Origin of the sequence: Bradyrhizobium monzae, assembly GCF_021458635.1 — a bacterium.
Taxonomy (GTDB): Bacteria; Pseudomonadota; Alphaproteobacteria; order Rhizobiales; family Xanthobacteraceae; genus Bradyrhizobium.
Map to the genome: position 1 here is coordinate 1,393,854 of NZ_JAIRDQ010000001.1, position 18,326 is coordinate 1,412,179.

At 64.4% G+C, this 18,326-nt stretch carries 12 protein-coding genes; 6 read left to right on the forward strand and 6 right to left on the reverse strand.

Annotated features, from left to right (window positions below):
- Positions 1-29: 29 nt before the first annotated feature.
- Positions 30-1,103 carry a hypothetical protein gene (locus K3F49_RS06830; RefSeq protein ID WP_234680115.1) on the forward strand — a complete coding sequence of 358 codons (1,074 nt, stop codon included), beginning with the start codon at positions 30-32 and terminating at the stop codon, positions 1,101-1,103.
- A 22-nt stretch (positions 1,104-1,125) separates the two neighbouring features.
- Here the strand turns inward: K3F49_RS06830 and K3F49_RS06835 are convergent, their stop codons facing one another.
- Positions 1,126-2,469, reverse strand: a complete 1,344-nt coding sequence (locus K3F49_RS06835) for a cytochrome-c peroxidase (RefSeq protein ID WP_234680116.1) — start codon at positions 2,467-2,469, stop codon at positions 1,126-1,128.
- Positions 2,470-2,489: 20 nt separating this feature from the next.
- On the reverse strand, positions 2,490-4,205 hold the full coding sequence (locus K3F49_RS06840) for an alkaline phosphatase family protein (RefSeq protein WP_234680117.1): 1,716 nt from the start codon (positions 4,203-4,205) through the stop codon (positions 2,490-2,492).
- Positions 4,206-4,393: 188 nt separating this feature from the next.
- Between K3F49_RS06840 and K3F49_RS06845 the strand changes: the two genes are divergently transcribed.
- Positions 4,394-5,113 (forward strand): YncE family protein, encoded by a 720-nt coding sequence (locus tag K3F49_RS06845; RefSeq protein ID WP_234680118.1) that lies wholly within the window; start codon positions 4,394-4,396, stop codon positions 5,111-5,113.
- A gap of 4 nt (positions 5,114-5,117) precedes the next feature.
- Here K3F49_RS06845 and K3F49_RS06850 read toward each other — a convergent pair whose 3' ends face one another.
- Positions 5,118-6,371 carry an alpha/beta hydrolase family protein gene (locus tag K3F49_RS06850; RefSeq protein WP_234680119.1) on the reverse strand — a complete coding sequence of 418 codons (1,254 nt, stop codon included), beginning with the start codon at positions 6,369-6,371 and terminating at the stop codon, positions 5,118-5,120.
- A 22-nt stretch (positions 6,372-6,393) separates the two neighbouring features.
- Positions 6,394-7,185 (reverse strand): transporter substrate-binding domain-containing protein, encoded by a 792-nt coding sequence (locus tag K3F49_RS06855; protein ID WP_234680120.1) that lies wholly within the window; start codon positions 7,183-7,185, stop codon positions 6,394-6,396.
- A 257-nt stretch (positions 7,186-7,442) separates the two neighbouring features.
- Here K3F49_RS06855 and K3F49_RS06860 point away from each other — a divergent pair, with 257 nt between their 5' ends.
- The gene (locus K3F49_RS06860) at positions 7,443-8,636 is read left to right on the forward strand and encodes an efflux RND transporter periplasmic adaptor subunit (protein WP_234680121.1); all 1,194 of its coding nucleotides are present in this window, start codon (positions 7,443-7,445) and stop codon (positions 8,634-8,636) included.
- Positions 8,637-8,648: 12 nt separating this feature from the next.
- The gene (locus K3F49_RS06865; protein WP_234680122.1) at positions 8,649-11,804 is read left to right on the forward strand and encodes an efflux RND transporter permease subunit; all 3,156 of its coding nucleotides are present in this window, start codon (positions 8,649-8,651) and stop codon (positions 11,802-11,804) included.
- Here K3F49_RS06865 and K3F49_RS06870 read toward each other — a convergent pair.
- Both K3F49_RS06870 and K3F49_RS06875 read right to left on the reverse strand, forming a co-directional pair.
- Positions 11,801-14,056, reverse strand: a complete 2,256-nt coding sequence (locus K3F49_RS06870) for a cation:proton antiporter domain-containing protein (protein WP_234680123.1) — start codon at positions 14,054-14,056, stop codon at positions 11,801-11,803. The two genes, K3F49_RS06865 and K3F49_RS06870, sit on opposite strands and share 4 nt — an antisense overlap.
- A 388-nt stretch (positions 14,057-14,444) precedes the next feature.
- Positions 14,445-15,617, reverse strand: coding sequence for an MFS transporter (locus K3F49_RS06875; protein ID WP_234680124.1), 1,173 nt, complete (start codon positions 15,615-15,617; stop codon positions 14,445-14,447).
- A gap of 51 nt (positions 15,618-15,668) precedes the next feature.
- On the opposite strand from K3F49_RS06875, the gene K3F49_RS06880 reads away from it, so the two are divergent.
- The gene (locus tag K3F49_RS06880; RefSeq protein WP_234680125.1) at positions 15,669-16,493 is read left to right on the forward strand and encodes an AraC family transcriptional regulator; all 825 of its coding nucleotides are present in this window, start codon (positions 15,669-15,671) and stop codon (positions 16,491-16,493) included.
- 344 nt (positions 16,494-16,837) lie between these two features.
- Entirely contained in the window at positions 16,838-18,187 is a 1,350-nt protein-coding gene (locus tag K3F49_RS06885; protein ID WP_234680126.1) for a malonyl-CoA decarboxylase, read from the forward strand.
- Positions 18,188-18,326: the final 139 nt, after the last annotated feature.

Sequence of the window (18,326 nt, forward strand, 5' to 3'; positions counted from 1 at the left end):
AACGAATCTCCGGGACATGGGAACTCGCCATGGGACGACGATGTCACGCCGCTGCGGCGGTGGCGGCGCTTGGGCTGATCCTCTCGACGCCCGCCGCGAGCCGGGCGCAAACGCTCACGGCAACGCAATCGGACGCGCAGGCCGCCTACGATCGCGCGCTCGGCGACTTCAAATCGGTCCTTGCGGAGCGTCGCCGCCAGATCGAGGCGAAGCAACCGCTGCCCAATTTGCCGGGCCAGGCCTTGTATCTCGCGCGCGTCGCGGTGATCAGCACGTACAAGGATCTCACCGACGCCGTACCGTCGCGGATCGGCAAGCCGAACAAGTTCGAAATACCCCCGGCCTATTTCGATGCCGCGATCGAGCCGCTGGTCGACGAATATGCTGACCTGTTCGAGATCATGGAGGCGCCGCCGGCGAGCGCGCAGAATTCGGCGACGCCATTCAATGATGTCGTCGATCTCGCCGCAGCGATTGCGCGCGCCAGGGGCCTTGCACCGGTTCACGCCGAAGCTGCCGGCCGCATCAGTCTCGGACTGTTCTACGCCGAGACCAACGGCAAGCAGAACGTCCGCAATGCGCGCTCGAACACCTATATGGGCAGCCTGCAGACCGGCCCGTCCGAGGACCGCAACGGCCAGCGCAAATGGGAGGCCATCAAGGCTGCGATTGCGGCTACCGATCCTGCGCTGAACGCGCGTGACGACAAGGAAGAGGCACGATCCCGCGGCACCGATCGCCGTTTCAATCACTGGACCAATGTGCGCGACGGTCTGATGAACGCGCATGCGGAGCTGTTTGCCGAAATCCCCGCGATCGTGAAGACCCTGCCCGATCCGATCGACCAGATGAAGCTGTTCGAGCTGATCCAGATCGTCCCGACGCCGACGCGCTCGGCACTGAAGTCGGGCGACCTGCTGAACTACCGGGTGTCCGATCCGACCATCATGAAGCACCTGCGCAACAACAGCATCTTCGCCTTCGGCAAGGCCGACCGGGCGCGAAGCTCGGCCAGCTTCCGTGAGATTCTCGGCGCGATGTGGCTGTTCAAGCGGAAGTTCCAGAAGGCGATGGTGAAATACGCGGAGATCAAGCCGCGCTAGGGTCACGCCGCACCGGACCCGCCTAGTTCTCCGCCTTGTAGCCGTCCGTCAGCGTCTTCAGGAAGGCGATGATGTCGGCCTCGTCCTGGTCGGTCATCGCCGGCTTGTCGCCGGGATGACGATCGAACGGGGGATCGGTGACGTCGACATTGGCGTGATATTTTTCAGGCAGGTCGTCGTATTTCCCCACCGTGCCATCGGCTGCGCGTGGAAACACCTTTTCCGGATTGGTGTCGCGGACATTGTAGAACTCGAGCACCTGCTCGAGGGTCTTGAAGACGCCGTTGTGGAAGAAGGCGTGACGCGTCGCGGTATTGCGCAGCGTCGGCGTCAGGAACATGCCGCAATATTGCGTCTGCTCGGAAATGTCGGTCCGATGCGGACCGCAGACGCCGAGATCGAAATAGCCGGGATCGTTGTTGCCGGCGAGCGCGGCATTCCGCGGCGCGCCGAGCGCTTCATATTGGTGGTCGGTAAACATCGGCGGCAAGCCGTCGCGGGTCGGCGCCGAGATATGGCAGCCGGCGCAGTTCGCGTTGTCGGGATCGTTGAACAACTGCAGGCCGCGCATTTCGCTTTCGGACAGCCGTGCCTTGCCCTCGAGCCAATAATCGTACTTGCTGCTGTAGGGATGGAAGCTCGGCTCTTCGACCTGGTAGCGCGCGACCGCGAACATCGCTTCCGCAATCAGCAGCCGCTGGTTTCTCAGCACGCCGGCGCCGAACAGCTCGACGAAGCGCTGGACGTAAGGCGCACGACGCAGCTTGTCGGCGACGATTTCCGCGCTGCCGCCATCCATCTCGTTGGCGTCGAGCAGCGGAAACAGCGCCTGGTCCTGCAACGTGTCGGCACGGCCGTCCCAGAACAGGCCGCCCTGGGGAACGATATTCGCGGATGCGCCGGAGCCACCAGCCGTCTTGGTCGTGCGCACGGCCTGCTGGCCGAGCGCAGCCATCTGCGCCAGGTCGATGATGTTGTCGTCGTCGCCCTTGTCGGGGCCGATGCTGAAATTCGGCTGGCGATCGAGATAGGTCAGCGACGGCACTGCGCGTGCGCCTTGCCGCGACAGATTGGCGCCGCCAAGCATCACCGGGCCGTCGTTGGGCGGGCCGTAGGCATGATCCGGGCTGTGACAGGATGCGCAAGACAGCGAACCGGACGACGACAGCGAAGCGTCGTAGAAAATCTCCCTCCCGAGCTGCGCCATCGCGGACAACGGGGCGACGGGCGGACGCATGAGACGAACCGGGTTCGGGTTCGTGCCCACTGTATTCGCCTCCGCAAGTCCTTGCGTCTCGGCTGCAAAGACGGCGCCGGCCAGAGCGAGCAGGCCGGCGCCGAGGAGCCACAAGGTGCGGCTGTCCATTATTATGACGTCCCGTTGGACTAGCGGTGGTGGTGCTCGTCCGGCGGGCTGACCATCACCGTGCCCGTGGTCGGATCAAGGAACAGCGCGTCGGTGCGGAAGTCGTGGCTATGATCATGGTCGAAGTCAAACAGGTCCATGATCGAACCGGAGCTGGCATCGAACGAGCCGCCGCCGAGACGCTGGCCGTGCAGCCAGTTGTCCTCGATGAAGCGGACCACCGAAGCCTGGGTCGTATAGGCGTGGCTGACATAGTTGGTCTTGGCGTAGGGCGAGACCACGATCAGGGGAACGCGGGTGCCCGGACCGCAGCGGCCGTTGACCGGCTTGCCGATGAGGCCCTTCGGCGCCGGCTGCTTGGTCGGGCCGAGGCCGCACAGGCCGGGGCCGTTGACCTGGTCGGCGGTCGCGTCATACGAGGCGTTCTTCGGCGCGACGTACTGGTGATCGTACCAGCCGTCGGAGTCGTCATAGGTGATGATGACGGCGGTCTCGCGCCACTCCGGCTGCTTCTGGAGGAAGTTGATCAGCTCGACATTGCCGGCCTGCTCGTCGAGCGGGTCGGAGTTGCCGGCGTGACCATCCTGGAAGGCAGGCATCTTGACATAGGAGACGGCCGGGAAATTGCCGGCCTTGATCGCGGCATAGAGGTCTTCGAGGTCGTAGTTGTGGTTGGCGGGATCGACCTTGCCATTGAAGTCGTGGGTATGGCCGATCGCGTGCACCGAGCTCGGCCGCGCATGGGTCGGGTTGGCCGTGGACGCGTGATACTGGAAGAAGGCGTGGTGCGGGATGTAGTCGACGATGGTGCCGTTGACGTTGGTCGAGAACGTGCTGCGGCCGCAACCGGTGGTGCCGTTGGCGTTCTTGAGCGTCAGGTCGAAGCCACCCATGAAGCTGCCCCAGCTGATGCGCTCGTCGGTGAGAAGGTTGCCGATGTTCTTGCCACCCATCAGCATGGTGCTGGTCGCGCTCGAGCAGGCGTCGTTGCCGGGATCGGTGTCGCCGGTCAGCGTCAGGCCGCCCTGGCCGTCTGCGATCGACGCCGTGGTGCCGATGACCGGCTGCACGCCGTTGGTCTGGCCGCCGACGACTTCAAGCACGCCCGGCGTCGACGGACCGAAGGTGTCGGTCCAATTGTTGTCGCTCATGGCGAAGTGCTGGGCATAGTTCCACAAGCCCGTGACGGTGTTGCCGTCGAAATAGCCCATCACCTGGCCGTTGGTGCCGAACGCACCGGCGCCGCCGGCGGTGCCGCGGCCAGTGAATTTCGGAAACAGGTCATCCTTGCCGTTGTCGACGGCCTGCTGCTCGGGCGTATAGGAGTGGTTCTGCGAGCGCGTATTGGCCTGGGTGCGGTCGAGCCGGAACGGGTCCGTTGCGCCGGTGCCATTGGCCGGACTGTTGTTCGGGTTGTTCACCAGCAAATTGGCGCTGGCGAGGTTGTTGACCCCAGGCGTATGCGGCTTCGGCACGAAGGGGATCGAGCCCGAGGGATTGGCCGCGTTCGGATAGGTCGCGAAATAATGGTCGAACGAGCGGTTCTCGTTGAAGATGATCACGAGATGCTTGATCGGCGTTTCCGTATGAATGTCATGCGGATGGCGATGATGCTCGTCGCGGTTACCGCCGCGGTCGTGGTCACGACCGAAATCGTCTGCGAGCACCGGAATGCTGCACGCAAGGGTCGTCGCGGCCGCGAAAATCGCCGCCGTCGTCAAAAATCTGGATTTCATTTTTGTTTGCCCTGAAGGAATGACGGGGCAACCCTAGCGATCGCATTTGACAGAGCTGTGTCAGTTTGACGCAAGAGACACTTTGCGCCGTTGTTGGGATAAAAAATTCACAGGCCCGCGCCATCGGCAATTATTCCACGCCTGAAATAAAAAATCGCGGCTCCGGAATCGTTGCGAGATCGCTCTGGTTGGCGCTGGTCGCGAAGCGGAGCGAAGGCACGGTCTCGGTCTTCACGATCAACGGCAATGCATTGACGCCGGCTGGCAAGATCCAGCTCGGGGACGCGAAATCGGGTCCAAGCCACGCTGTCTTCTCGCATGACGGCACGACCGCACTGGTCACCCGCGACGGCGACAGCCGGACCTCGCTGCTATCAGTGGACGGCAACAAGGTCGAGTACGCCAACCGCGACCTGTTTTCCGGCGTGCGCCCCTACGACATCGATCTCACCGGCACCGCCGCCGCAATCATCGGCAGTGTCGGTGCCAGCGGCGGCGACGCCGATACGATCAGCGTGATCGACATGAATGCGAAGCCGATCCGCGTCGTCACCACGGTCAGTGTGGGGCAGACGCCCGAGGGCGTGAAGATTTCTCCGGACGGCAACTACGTCGCCGTCACCGTCATGAACGGCTCGAACAAGCCTTCCGCCTCGCCCTTCTTCAACGATTTTGGCCTGCTGAAAGTCTACAAGATCTCCGGCACCGAGCTCGCGCCGGTGGCGGAGGCAAAGATCGGCCTTTGGTGCCAGGGCATGGATTGGTCGAAGGACTCCAAATATGTCGTGGCCCAGTGCATGGTCGAGAGTGAGCTAATCGCCTTCTCGTTCGACGGCAAGGCGCTGACCAGGACATCGACGCTCAAGATGCAGGTGAGTCCTGCCGGCATCCGCACTGCCGAGCCGTAACGACTCATCGATCGAGTGACGTGAGATACTGGTCGGCGGCCGCACGCCAGCGCTCGGGATAGAGCCGCAGCAAATGGCCGTCACCGGGAACGCCGTGCAGCAGCTCGAAGCGCGCGTTGCCGCCGGCGGCGGCGAACGCCTGCTGATATTCGCGGATCAGATCTTCCTTGTAGAGGCGGTCGTTGTCGGCATAGAGCCAGAGCTGCTTGACGTTGGCGCCTGCGCCACGGCCGGCATTCGCGTAATATGGCGTGGTCACCGGTCCGTACGGATACCAGCCGCCGCAGAAGTTCACCACGCCCATCACCTCGCCCGGCTTGAGGCCGGCATAGTGCATGGCGAGGAAGCCGCCGCGCGACTGGCCGGCGAGCAGCACCTTGCCCGGCTTGACGCCAGGCAGCGTGCGACCATAGGCGATCGCGGAGGCGAGATCGTCGACGGCCTCGGCGACACCTGCCGAGACATCGATCAGGCTGCCATCGTGATCGCGTCCAAACGTTTCTTCACCGTTGATGCCCTCGGAGCTGCCGCGCCCGCGGCGCATCAGAACCAGCACCGCAAATCCGTTGTCGCGCAGCCAATGCGCCTCGGTCGAGAACGACCACGACCTGAGCTGATTCCGGCCGACGTCGGATCCATGGGTGAAGATCGCGAGCGGTGCCGGCCCCGGTCCCGACGGCGGGTAGAACGTGCCTTCGAGCGTGATCGGCCGCGTGCCGTCAGGCGTGCGAACCGTGAGATGCGGAATCCGGACGCGCTCACCGGGCCACGGCCAGTCGTTCGGCCGATCGCCTGCAGCAAGACGCGCCGGATCGGTGCGGACCAGCGCTCCGGAGGTGACGGCACCATTCTTGAGCGTCGCCGTCATGTACAATCGGTCGGGGCCATCAAAGGCATAACGGAAGAGGCGAAACCCCGTCATGGTCAGCACGCCGTCCACGACTGTCGCCTGGTCCCGCCACCATTCGCGATTCAGGCCGTTGAAGGCCGAGTCCGACCGGGCGAAGACGAGGTCTGCATGCCCGTCGACCCTGACGCGCTCGACCACGAGGATGAGCCTGTCGTCTTGCCAGGTCCCGATCCATGCGCCCTGGAAGCGCGCGATCTCGGGCGGCACATCGGACGCCGGCGGCCCCATGTCGAACCGTGGCGGCAACGGAACGATGGACTCGGGATCGACCGTCAACGGTTGGGCCTGAACGTTCTGCATGATCAAGACCAGCAGCAATGTCGCGACTGCAGCCAAACGTCCAAGCATGTGCTCTCAGCCCAAGGACTATCTACTCGGTACGGATCGGCGTGTCCTTCAGGCCGTTACTATCATAGGCCTTGCGCAGGGTCCCGTTCGTCACGGCCTCGTTCATGAATTTTGTGACGAAGGCAAGCGACTGCTGACGGGCGAGCGGGACCGCGACGGCGGTGACGGTCTTCTTGAAAGTCTCGTCGAGCACTTTCGTGCCGGGGATCTTCAACGCCATCTTGTTGAGTTGGTCGCGCGAGAGCCCGAAGGCATCGACCTCGCCGGACTTCAGAAGGCCGAAGATCTCGTCGTAGGTCTGGTAGCCCGTGACTTTCGCATTCTTCAGATGCGCAACGGCGCCGCGCATCGTGGTCGTGGCGTCGACGGCCGCGACCTTGATGCCGGGTTGGTCGAGCGTGGCGAAATTGGTGACGGTCGATCCCGCCTTGACGATATAGGTGGCGTCAGCGACCTCGTAGATCGGGCCGAACATCATTTTAGTCTCGCGCTCCGGATCTTTCGGCAACCAGGTAACGTCCCAGCTGCCCTTGCCGGCCGCATCGGTAATCTGCCCGGAATTCTGGTACACGACATACTCGACGGGGATGCCGATTTGCGCCGCCATGTCCTTGCCGAGATCGACGGGTACGCCGGCATAGCCGGCTTCGGTCTTGGTCGACCAGAATGCGCCGCCCGCCGGGCTGATCGCGATCGCGACCCGAAGCCTGCCGGTCGGCGCGATCTCGTCTTTCAGACCATCGGCTGGCGCGGGCATGACGACCACGGCGGCGAGAGCGAGGCCGGCGCAGGCCGACCAGAACGGCGTTGGCATGTCATTTGTCTCCTCACGTTTCTTCTTGTGCGTCCGCTCTTCTTGTGTGTCCGCTTCATTTCGCCGGCCTCGCGCCTGTCGCGCGGCTTTTGACACAATTCTGGCCGATCGTCCGCTCCTTGAAAAGCCGCATCTCATGACAAACTTCAAGTCCGTTTGCAGTGCAAGGGCTGTGACCACCATGGCTATGGTGGTTTCACGGCCGAGCATTTGTTGGTAGCCTGCCGCACCGACAGACAGCCATCGGGGACCACCGAATGACGCGCGCGACTCTCGCTTCTCCCGCACGAGCCGACGGGCCATGGCGGCGTATCGGCCTTCTATCTGTCGCGATCGCGGCTACAGTCGCGCTCGCCGGCTGCGAGGACAAGAACACTTTCGTGGCGCCGCCGCCACCGAAGGTGGATGTCGCCACGCCGATCCAACGTGCCGTCACACGCTACGTCGAGGCCACCGGCAACACCGCGCCGATCCAGAGCGTCGATCTCGTGGCCCGCGTGCAAGGCTTCCTGCAATCGATCGACTACACCGACGGCACCTTCGTCAAGCAGGGCACCCAGCTGTTCACGATCGAACCCGAAACCTACAAGCTGAAGCTCGACCAGGCGCGGGCGGCCGAGGCCGGCGCGCAGGCTTCGCTCAAGCAGGCTGAAGCCGATTTCAAGCGGCAAGTCGATCTTGTTCAGCGCCAGGCGGTTTCGCAGGCCACGCTCGACACTTCGACCTCGACCCGAGACAACGCCCAGGCCAGCCTCCAGCAGGCCGAGGCCAACACCAGGATCGCCGAGCTCAACTACAGTTACACCAAGGTGAGCGCGCCGTTCGACGGCATCGTCAGCGCGCATATGGTCTCGATCGGCGAGCTCGTCGGTGTCTCATCGCCGACCCAGCTCGCGACCATCGTCGCGATGGACCCGATCTGGGTGAACTTCACCGTCAACGAGCTGGACGTGCTGCGCATCCGCGCCGAAGCGCAACGCCGCGGCCTGACCGCCGCCAATCTCAGGCAATTCCCGATCCAGATCGGTCTCCAGACCGAGACCGGCTATCCGCATGAGGGCAAGCTCGACTACGTCGCGCCGACGATCAACCAGTCGACCGGTACACTCGCGGTGCGTGGCGTCGTGCCCAACGACGACCGGGTGCTGCTGCCCGGCTATTTTGTCCGCGTCCGCGTACCCTTCACCCAGGAGAAAGACGCCGTCCTTGTTCCCGACACCGCGCTCGGCAGCGACCAGGGCGGCCGCTATCTGCTCGTGGTCGGCAAGGACAACACGGTCGAGCAGCGCAGGGTCCAGGTTGGTCCAGCGGACAACGGCCTCCGCGTGATCGAAGACGGCTTGAAGCCGGACGACCGGGTCGTCATCGCAGGGCTGCTGCGGGTGATTCCGGGCCAGAAGGTCGACCCGCAAGTGACGAAGATCGACCAGCCGCAGGCGTCGGCCAAGTAGGAGCTGCCGGCCATGATCTCAAAGTTCTTCATCGAGCGGCCGGTCCTCTCGAACGTCATCGCACTCCTGATGGTCCTGATCGGCGCCGTCGCGCTGTTCAACCTCGCGATCGCACAATATCCGGACGTGGTGCCGCCAACGGTGCAGGTCACCACGCGCTATCCCGGCGCCAGCGCCAAGACCGTGATCGACACCGTGGCACTGCCGATCGAGCAGCAGGTCAACGGCGTCGAAGACATGCTCTATATGCAGTCCTACAGCGGCTCCGACGGCACCTATACGCTGACCGTGACCTTCAAGATCGGCACCGACCTCAACTTCGCTCAGGTGCTGGTGCAGAACCGCGTCTCCAGCGCACTCTCGCAACTACCGTCGTCCGTGCAGAACCAGGGCGTCACCGTGCAGAAACGGTCGACCTCGATCCTGCTGTTCGTGACGCTGACCTCGCCCGATGCGAAGTATGACAGTCTCTATCTGAGCAACTACGCCACCATCAACATCCGCGACGTGCTTTCGCGCGTGCCCGGCGTCGGCAACGTCACGGTATTCGGCGCCGGCGAGTACTCGATGCGGGTATGGCTCGATCCGAACAAGCTCCAGGTCCGCGATCTGGTGCCGCAGGACGTCATCACGGCGATCCAGCAGCAGAGCCAGCAGGTCTCGGCCGGCCAGGTCGGCGCGCCGCCGACGCCGCCGGGACAGGCGTTCCAGTACACGCTCAACGTCAACGGTCGGCTCGACGACCCCAGCGAGTTCGAGAACATCATCGTCAAGACCGGCACGAGCGGCGACGTCACGCGGGTGCGCGACGTCGGCTGGGTCGAGCTCGGTGCCCAGACCTACAGCCAGATCTTCTCGCTCAACAACCAGCCTGCCACCGGCATCGGCGTATTCCAGTCCCCCGGCGCCAACGCGCTCCAGGTCGAGCAGGCCGTCGAGAAGAAGATGGCGGAGCTTGCGAAGGCCTTCCCGCAAGGCGTCAAATACGACACGCCGTTCGACACCACCAAATTCGTGCAGGCATCAGTACACGAAGTCTACATGACCCTGATCGAGGCCGGCCTGCTCGTGCTGGCGGTGATCCTGGTGTTCCTGCAGGACTGGCGCGCGATGCTGGTGCCGGCGACCACGGTGCCGGTGACCATCATCGGCGCGTTTGCCGCAATGGCGGCGCTCGGATTCACCATCAACATGTCGACGCTGTTTGCGATCGTGCTCGCGATCGGCATCGTCGTCGACGACGCGATCGTCGTCGTGGAAGGCGCTGCCCATAACATCGAGCAAGGCATGAACGGCCACGACGCCGCCATCAAGGCCATGGATCAGCTGTTTGCGCCAATCATCGGCATCACGCTGGTGCTGATCTCGGTGTTCCTGCCGGCCTCCTTCCTCGCGGGTCTCACCGGCCGCATGTACTCGCAATTCGCGCTGGTGATCGCCGCAACCGCGCTGCTGAGCGCCGTCAATGCGGCGACGCTGAAGCCGACTCAGTGCGCGCTTTGGCTGCGACCGGCGGTGCCGCCGGAACAACGCAACTTCTTCTACCGTGGCTTCAACGCCGTCTATAACCGCGTCGAGCGCGGCTATGCGCGGCTGATCGGCGCGCTCGTCAGGCACAGTACGGTCTCGGTCGCGGTTGCCCTGGTCCTGATTGGAATCGGCGGCTACGGCCTGTCGCGTGTGCCGACGGGATTCCTTCCGATCGAGGACCAGGGCTATCTGCTCGCCGTCGTTCAGCTCCCCGACGGCGCCTCGCTCGAGCGGACACAGAAGGTGCTCGAAAAGGCCACCGACCTCATCACCAAGACGCCAGGCGTCGCCCAGGTCACCAGCATCGCCGGCGTCTCCGCCCTCGACAACAGCGCGAGCCTCGCAAATGCCGGCGTCGCCTACATCACCCTGAAGGACTGGGATTCGCGCGGCAAGGGCGAGGATCTGCGCTCGCTGGTCTACGGATTGAACGACAAGCTCGCGACACTCGTGGAGGCGCGCGCACAGGTGCTGCCGCCGCCTGCGATCCAGGGCATCGGCAACGCGGCCGGCTTCACGATGCAACTCGAACTGCGTGACGGCAACAGCGATTTCGCCAAGCTCCAGGCGATCACGACCGCGATGGTCAGCAACGCCGAGAGCCAGAGCGCGCTACAGCGCGTCTCGTCCTCGTTCCGTTCGGCGGTGCCGCAATTCAACGTCGAGATCGACCGCATCAAGACCCAGACGCTGCACGTGACGACCGACCAGGTCTTCGCCGCCCTCTCCACCTACCTCGGCTCGTCCTATGTCAACCAGTTCAACAAGTTCGGCCGCGTGTTCCAGGTCTATACCCAGGCCGACGCGACGTTCCGCGTCACCGAGCGCGACATCGCCAACATGATGGTGCGCAACCAGAACGGCGACATGATCCCGATCGGCACCGTCGCCAAGATCACGCCGACCACGGGACCGTCGCTGATCAGCCTGTACAATCTTTATCCGTCGTCGAGCATTGTGGGCCTGCCGGCGCAGGGCTACTCGTCCGGCCAGTCGCTGAAACTGATGGAGGAGGTCGCGGACAAGACGCTGCCGCCGGGCACCGGCTATGAATGGACCGCGATGTCCTATCAGGAGAAGGCGGTCACCAACCAGATCTACTGGGTGTTCGGGCTCGCCATGCTGCTGGTCTACATGGTACTGGCCGGCCAGTATGAAAGCTGGTACGCGCCGATCTCGGTGATCCTCGCAGTGCCCTTGTCGCTGATCGGACCGACCCTGGTTCTCAACGGCCTGGGGATCGACAACAATCTCTATGTTCAGATCGGCCTGATCCTGCTGATCGCGCTGTCGGCCAAGAACGCCATCCTGATCGTCGAGGTCGGGCTCGAGCTGCACGTCCGCGACGGCAAACCGCTGATCGAGTCGGCGATCGAAGCGGCCCGCGCCCGCTTCCGTCCGATCCTGATGACGTCGTTTGCCTTCATCCTCGGCATGGTGCCGCTGGTGATCGCGACCGGCGCCGGCGCCAGCGCGCGCAAGTCGATCGGCATCACCGTGTTCTCGGGCATGCTGGCCTCGACCTGCCTCGCGGTGCTGTTCGTGCCGGCCTTCTTCGTGGTGGTGCAGCGCTTCGAGAACTGGCGCGCGTCGAAGAAAACGCCGAAGGCGCAGCCGGCCGCGGAGGTGAAGTCCTAGGCCTTCTCGCCGGGTACCTGCCGCGTCTCGCCGCTGGATACGAGCAGTACCGACACTTTCGACTGCCTGAGCACGGCGTCCGCGACGCCGCCGAAGGAGAGATGGTCGCCCTGGATGCGGTCTACGCCCATGACGACGAGATCGGCATCGGTGGTGTCGATCTCGCGCAGGATCGCCAGCTCAGGTGCCCGGTTCACGCGCAGCGTCGTGGTGATATCGACATCGTAGCGGGCAGCGAGATCACTGGCGTCCTTGAGGATACCGGCCTCCTGGCCGAGCCCACGCGAGGCACCGCGCTGCGCGCCCTTGTCCCGCGTCGTCGCCACATAGATCACGCGCAGCGAACCTGATCCGGCCTGCGTCAACGCGACCGCGACCTCCGCGCCGCGCTTGGAGACGCCGCTGCCGGAGACGGGAACGAGGATATTGAGTGCATCGGGCATCGGCTGCTTCAGATGCCTGCCCTTGGCTGCGACGATCGCGAGCGGTCCGTCGAACTTTGCGGCAATGTCCTCGATCTTGCGGTCGAAACGATCCTTGGTCGCGGCGACCTTGTCGACGCCGACGACGAGGAGATCAAAGCCCTTGCGCGCTTCATCGGCGATGGTCTCGCCGAGCTCCGCGCGCCTGGCACGGGTGAGGACATCGACGCTGCCGGTGTCGCCGTCGCTATTAGCGGACACGGTCTCCGCCGCCTTCTTCACCACGGCTTCGTGGCTCTCTTCCTCAGCCTGCTCTTTCGCACGCTTGCCGATATGCAGCACCGTGATCGGCAGGCCGCGCATGCCGGCGATCACGCCCGCGATGTGCGCGGCAAAGGTGGCGTTGACGCTCTCGTCGACTGCCAGCAAGGGGCGTTCGAGGTTGGCGACAAAGCCGCGCTTCTCGAACTCCTCCCGCTCCAGCCGTTCCTTCTCCTCCTTGTTCATCGGCAGCCTTGCCAGCGCCGCGCGCAGCATCGGGGGCATCGCCATCGTGGTCACGATCGCCATGGTCACGATCATCGTGAACAGGTTCTGGCTGAGCACGCCGATCGACAGGCCGATGGTCGCAATGATGACCTCGGTCGAGCCGCGTGCGTTCATTCCGCTCGCGAGCGCTAGCGACTCCCGCGTGCTCAGGCCGCCCAATGTACCGCCGACAAAGGCGCCGCCGAACTTGCCGACGCTGGCGATCACGACCAGCAGGCCGGTGAGCATCAAGAGGCTGGGATCGCGCAGCACCGAGAGGTCGGCGCTCAGACCCGCAAGGCCGAAGAACACCGGCATGAAGAAGCTCGAGATCAGCCCGCGCAGGCGCTCGTCGATCTGCCGCGTCAGGATCGGCGACTCCCCGACCAGGATGCCGGCGACGAAAGCGCCGAGCACTGTGTGGACACCGATCAGGTGCGTGATCAGCGCCATCACGCCCATCAACAGCAGGATCACGGTGACGACCGCCGCCGTGCTGACGAGATTGTCGTTGGCCCAGCGGATGAGCTGAGACACCAGCCGGCGGCCGATGGTGAAGCTGACGGCGAGGAAGGCGAGCGTGCCCAGCACGGCCTTCGCCACCGATGCGACGTCCAGCGTCCCTTGCGAGGCGAGACTGAAGATCACGGCAATGATGATCCAGCCGATGGTGTCGTCGATGACGGCGGTCGCGACGATGATCTGGCCGACATTGCGGCGCATGAAGTTCATCTCGCGGACGACCACCGCGACGATCTTCACCGAGGAGATCGACAGCGCGGTGCCCATGAACAGCGAGGCCACCAGCCGCTGCTCCGGCTTCGGCAGCAGCGCATCGGGCAGGAACTCGCCGAGCGCGAAGCCGCAGGCGAAGGGCACCAAAATGCCGGCGATCGAGATCGCGATCGCGGCCTTGCCGACTTTCCTGACCAGCTTGAGGTCGGTCTCCATGCCCGTGAGCAGCAGCAACAGCAAAATGCCGAACTGGGCGATGCCGTCGATCATCGCCTTCTGCTCGGGCGTCTTGGGAAAGATCGCGTGCTGCGCCTCCGGCCAGATCCAGCCGAACAGTGATGGCCCCAGGATGATGCCGGCGAGCAATTCGCCGATCACCGAGGGCTGGCCGATCCGCTGCATGATCTCGCCGAGGCCGCGGCCGACCGCGACCAGCAGCACGATCTGCGCCACCAGCAGGAATTCGGACGGACCGGCCGATTTGCCGCCCTCGGCGCTGGCCGCAATGGTGGTGAGGACAAGCGCCGCGGGGACAAGGCCGACCGGTCGGAGCAGGCTCCACTGCATGCAGGTGTCTTTCCCCCTACCTGCCCCGGCAGATGCCGAGGCCACGGGGATAGAACCCGCGGCAGGTGGAGCGGGTTCCCGCCTCTTGCGGCCGGATCGAGGAGCGAAAATCGAAAACAACCCCATGCACAGTAGAGACGGGATCGAAAAGGCTTGAAATATTTCGGTCTTGCCGAAATCATTTGCTCCGTCGGGCAAAACACCGGCATAGTGGCATCGTGGGTGGTGTGCGTGACAATTGAACGAGTTGCGCAAGTGAACGAGTTGCGCAAGGCCCCGCCTCATCCCCCGTCATTGCGAGCGCAGCGAAGCAATCCAGAGTCCCTCCGCGGGAAGATTCTGGATTGCTTCGCTGCGCTCGCAATGACGAGTGGAGAGAGCTCCCGCCTCAGGCCGCCGCCGGCGTCCGGATCTCCCGCGGCAGGATGATCGCCGCCGCAATCGCGAGCAGGCAGAGCGCGGCGAAGGCGTGCAGCATGGTGACGAAGCCGCCCTGCTCGTAGAGCCATGCGACCAGGCCGACCGACGCGCCGGCCGCGGTGAAGCCGATGAAATAGCGCACGGCGTAGGCGCGCGAGCGCCACTCTTCGGACGTGTATTTGCCGACCATGGCGTCGTTCACCGTGACCTGCCCGAACGCGCCCATGACGATGCCGATCGAAACCAAAATCAGCGGCAGGTTGGACAGGCTCGCCGCGAGATACAAAAACGGCGCCAGCATGAAGGACAGCGGCAAGGCCACCGTCTTCAACGAATAGCGGTCGAGCAGACGGCCGATCGTGTACTGCGTCATTGCGCCGAACACGTAGACACAGGCCGCGATGACACCGAGCAGCGCCGGGCTCTTGGTGAGGTCCGCGAGCCTCTCCGCGAACAGCTTGGGCAGCGCGACGGTGACGGCATTGAAGGTGGTGGAGATCGCAATCACGACGATCAGCAGCGACAGCACCACGCGCCACATGTCCTGCTTGGCGACGCGCGCTTGGGCCGCCGCCTGCTTCGAGCCCTTGCGGTCCTCATGCACGACCATCATCGCAAACGCGATGCCGATCAGGATGGTGACGATGCCGGGGACGATGAAGGCAAAACGCCAGCCGAGATATTGGCCGATCACGCCGGTGACGAGCGCGGACGAGGCGACGCCGAGATTGCCCCAGACGCCGTTGAGGCCCATCTCGCGGCCGAGCCGGTCGGCATAGGACACGATCATCGCGGTGCCGACGGGATGGTAGATCGAGGCGAACACGCCGATCGCAAACAGCGCCGCGCCGAGCTGCGCCGGCGTCTGAGCGAAGCCGACCGAGATCATGGCAAGCCCGATGCCGACGAAGAAGATCAGCATCATGTGGCGGCGGCTCCAGCGATCCCCCAGCCAGCCGGTGAGCAGCGAGCCGGCGCCGAATGCAATGAAACCGGGGGTCGCGTAGGGCAGCAGTTCCGAATAGGCCATGCCGAGCGCCGGCCCCATGATGATCACGGCGGCGGCAAAGATCAGCATCGCATAATGATCGATGAAATGGCCTGCGTTGACGAAACTGATGACCCGGCTGGGACTGTTCATTCGGAATCCTCTCCTGCTCCGAAATGAGTTATAGGTCGAGTGGATTACGGGATGCTGCCAATGACTGTCTTGGAAACGCCAATCTTGGAAACGCCAATCCTCAGGGCGGTCCGGGGCAACCACCGCTCCACCGCGGGCGTGCACCTGGTCGCGCGCGATTATCCCAAGGGCCTGCGGCTCGACCCGCACATGCACCGCGAGGCCCAGCTGGTCTATGCCGCGAAAGGCACCATGCAGGTGAACACACCGGGGGGACGCTGGCTGGTGCCGCCGGACCGCGCGGTCTGGGTCCCAGCCGGGCTCGAACATGCCATCGACGTGCTCGCCGACATCGAGATGCGGACGCTGTATTTCGACCTCGCCTGGCTGAAGCGCGAGAAGCGCTATGAGGGATTGACCAGGGAATTCGTGGTGCGGGTGTCGCCGCTGCTCAACCAGGCGATCCTTGCGCTGTTCGACGCGCGCAACACCGAGGAGCGCACCGGGCTGCTGGTGCGTCTGGCGATGCTGGAGCTGCACCAGGCGGAGGATTCCGCGACCTTCGTGCCGCTGCCGCACGAGCCGCGCTGCCGGCGCGCCGCGATGATCGTGCTCGACGATCCGACCGGCCTGCACGACATCGACACGCTGGCGCGCGAGGTCGGAACGTCGGCGCGCACGCTGTCGCGGCTGTTCTCCATGGAGACGCAACTGAGCTTCAAGAGCTGGTGCCAGCGCGCCAGGATTGCGGCGGCGATCCAGCGGATGTCGACCGATGCAAGCGTCTCGGTCAAGCAGCTCGCGACGCAACTCGGTTATGCCAGCGTGCCGGCCTTTTCCGCGGCGTTCCGCCAGGTGACGGGGCGGACGCCGACGGAGTTCGCGGGAAAGGTGTGAGGCGAACGCGCTCTCCCGGCCTCGTCATTGCGAGCGCTTCTCCCTCCACGTCATTGCGAGGAGCTCGCGACAAAATTGCAAAGCAATTTTGCGCTGAAGCGACGAAGCAATCCAGAGTCCGTCCGCGGCGAGACTCTGGATTGCTTCGTCGCAAGAGCTCCTCGCAATGACGGCGTATGGGGAGGCGTCTCGTTTGCCAAAAATGCCGCTGCCGGGCATGGCGGCATTCTTGGAATGCACGGCCCAGCTAAAGTTGCCCAGATCCTCCGCTTGATTGTGATCGGCTTCCACCTAAATCCCGTGTAAGCTTCCGCACCGCACAAACCCGGTTTCGAAAGGCCCAGATGGCTAACGCCTTCTTCTCCGACCTGCTTGCCACCATCTCCGAGCGCGGCCGAACGCTGCTGCGCCGCGATTCTGCCGAGACCAAACAGGATGCCGACGGCCTGATCGCGCTTTGCGGCGCGCTGCTGTCGGGCCGGGGCGAAGCCTCCGGCACCGCCATGGCGCGTGAGGTGCTCGACATCTACCAGGAGTTGGATGCGGCAGGACGCCGCGCCTTCTTCGAGGGACTGGTGCGCGATTTCGGCCCGGACCGGGAACGGCTGGCACAGGCGATCGAGACATGGCGCGCGAAGCCGGCCGACGAGGACGCGAGCGCGCTGCATTTCGCCTCCGAACCGCGGCGGCAGGAGCTGATCCGCCGGCTCAACCGCGCGCCGGGCGGCACGGGCGATCTCGTCGCCATGCGTGCCGACCTGCTCGGCATGATGAACGGACACACCGATCTCGCCGCGCTCGACCGCGACGTCTCGCATCTTCTCTCTTCGTGGTTCAACAGGGGGTTTCTCGTGCTGCGCCGGATTGACTGGTCGACCCCGGCCAACATCCTCGAAAAGATCATCCGCTATGAAGCCGTGCACGAGATCAGCGACTGGGACGATCTGCGCCGCCGCATCGATCCGGTCGACCGCCGCTGCTACGCCTTCTTCCATCCCGCGATGGTGGACGAGCCCCTGATCTTCGTCGAGGTCGCGCTGACCGAGACCATTCCCGGTGCGATCGCGCCGCTGCTGACCGTCGATCGCCAGTACCTTCCGATCGAGAAGGCGCGCACCGCCGTGTTCTACTCGATCTCCAACACCCAGCGCGGGCTCGGCGGCATCTCCTTCGGCAGCTTCCTGATCAAGCAGGTGGTCGAGGAGCTGCGCCGCGAAACGCCGAAGCTCGACACCTTCGTGACGTTGTCGCCGGTGCCGGGCTTCATGCCGTGGCTGAAGCAGGACAAGGACCTGCCGCTGTCGGACGAGGACCGCGAGATCATCAAGCGCCTCGACGATCCCAAATGGTATGAGAATCCCGAGACCACCGCGCAGCTCCGCGGCGTGATCGAGCCGCTCGCCGCCCACTACTTCCTGAAGGCCCGCACGTCGAAGGGCCGCCTGATCGATTCCGTCGCCCGCTTCCACCTCGGCAACGGCGCGCGGCTGGAGCGTATCAACTGGCTCGGCGACCTCTCGCCGAAGGGCATGCGCGAGTCCGCCGGCGTCATGGTCAACTACCTGTACCGCCTCGACGACATCGAGAAGAACCACGAAGCCTACGCCAACGACGGCGAGGTCGTGGCGTCCAGCGCGGTGAAGAAGCTGCTCAAGGGCGAAGGGCGAAGGCTGCTGGATATGCGGCTGTCGTAGCGGGCCCGGCTCCCACTCCCGTCATTGCGAGGAGCCCTTGCGACGAAGCAATCCAGACTGCCGCCGCGGAAAGATTCTGGATTGCTTCGCTGCGCTCGCAATGACGGAGTATGTGGCAACGCCTTGCCCCATCGCGCGT

What these genes read in the sequence shown, in the direction of transcription:
- K3F49_RS06830 (WP_234680115.1), top strand. Translation starts at nt 30, where the DNA reads ATGGGACGACGATGTCACGCCGCTGCGGCGGTGGCGGCGCTTGGGCTG.
- K3F49_RS06835 (WP_234680116.1), bottom strand. Translation starts at nt 2,469, where the DNA reads ATGGACAGCCGCACCTTGTGGCTCCTCGGCGCCGGCCTGCTCGCTCTG.
- K3F49_RS06840 (WP_234680117.1), bottom strand. Translation starts at nt 4,205, where the DNA reads ATGAAATCCAGATTTTTGACGACGGCGGCGATTTTCGCGGCCGCGACG.
- K3F49_RS06850 (WP_234680119.1), bottom strand. Translation starts at nt 6,371, where the DNA reads ATGCTTGGACGTTTGGCTGCAGTCGCGACATTGCTGCTGGTCTTGATC.
- K3F49_RS06855 (WP_234680120.1), bottom strand. Translation starts at nt 7,185, where the DNA reads ATGCCAACGCCGTTCTGGTCGGCCTGCGCCGGCCTCGCTCTCGCCGCC.
- K3F49_RS06860 (WP_234680121.1), top strand. Translation starts at nt 7,443, where the DNA reads ATGACGCGCGCGACTCTCGCTTCTCCCGCACGAGCCGACGGGCCATGG.
- K3F49_RS06865 (WP_234680122.1), top strand. Translation starts at nt 8,649, where the DNA reads ATGATCTCAAAGTTCTTCATCGAGCGGCCGGTCCTCTCGAACGTCATC.
- K3F49_RS06870 (WP_234680123.1), bottom strand. Translation starts at nt 14,056, where the DNA reads ATGCAGTGGAGCCTGCTCCGACCGGTCGGCCTTGTCCCCGCGGCGCTT.
- K3F49_RS06875 (WP_234680124.1), bottom strand. Translation starts at nt 15,617, where the DNA reads ATGAACAGTCCCAGCCGGGTCATCAGTTTCGTCAACGCAGGCCATTTC.
- K3F49_RS06880 (WP_234680125.1), top strand. Translation starts at nt 15,669, where the DNA reads ATGCTGCCAATGACTGTCTTGGAAACGCCAATCTTGGAAACGCCAATC.
- K3F49_RS06885 (WP_234680126.1), top strand. Translation starts at nt 16,838, where the DNA reads ATGGCTAACGCCTTCTTCTCCGACCTGCTTGCCACCATCTCCGAGCGC.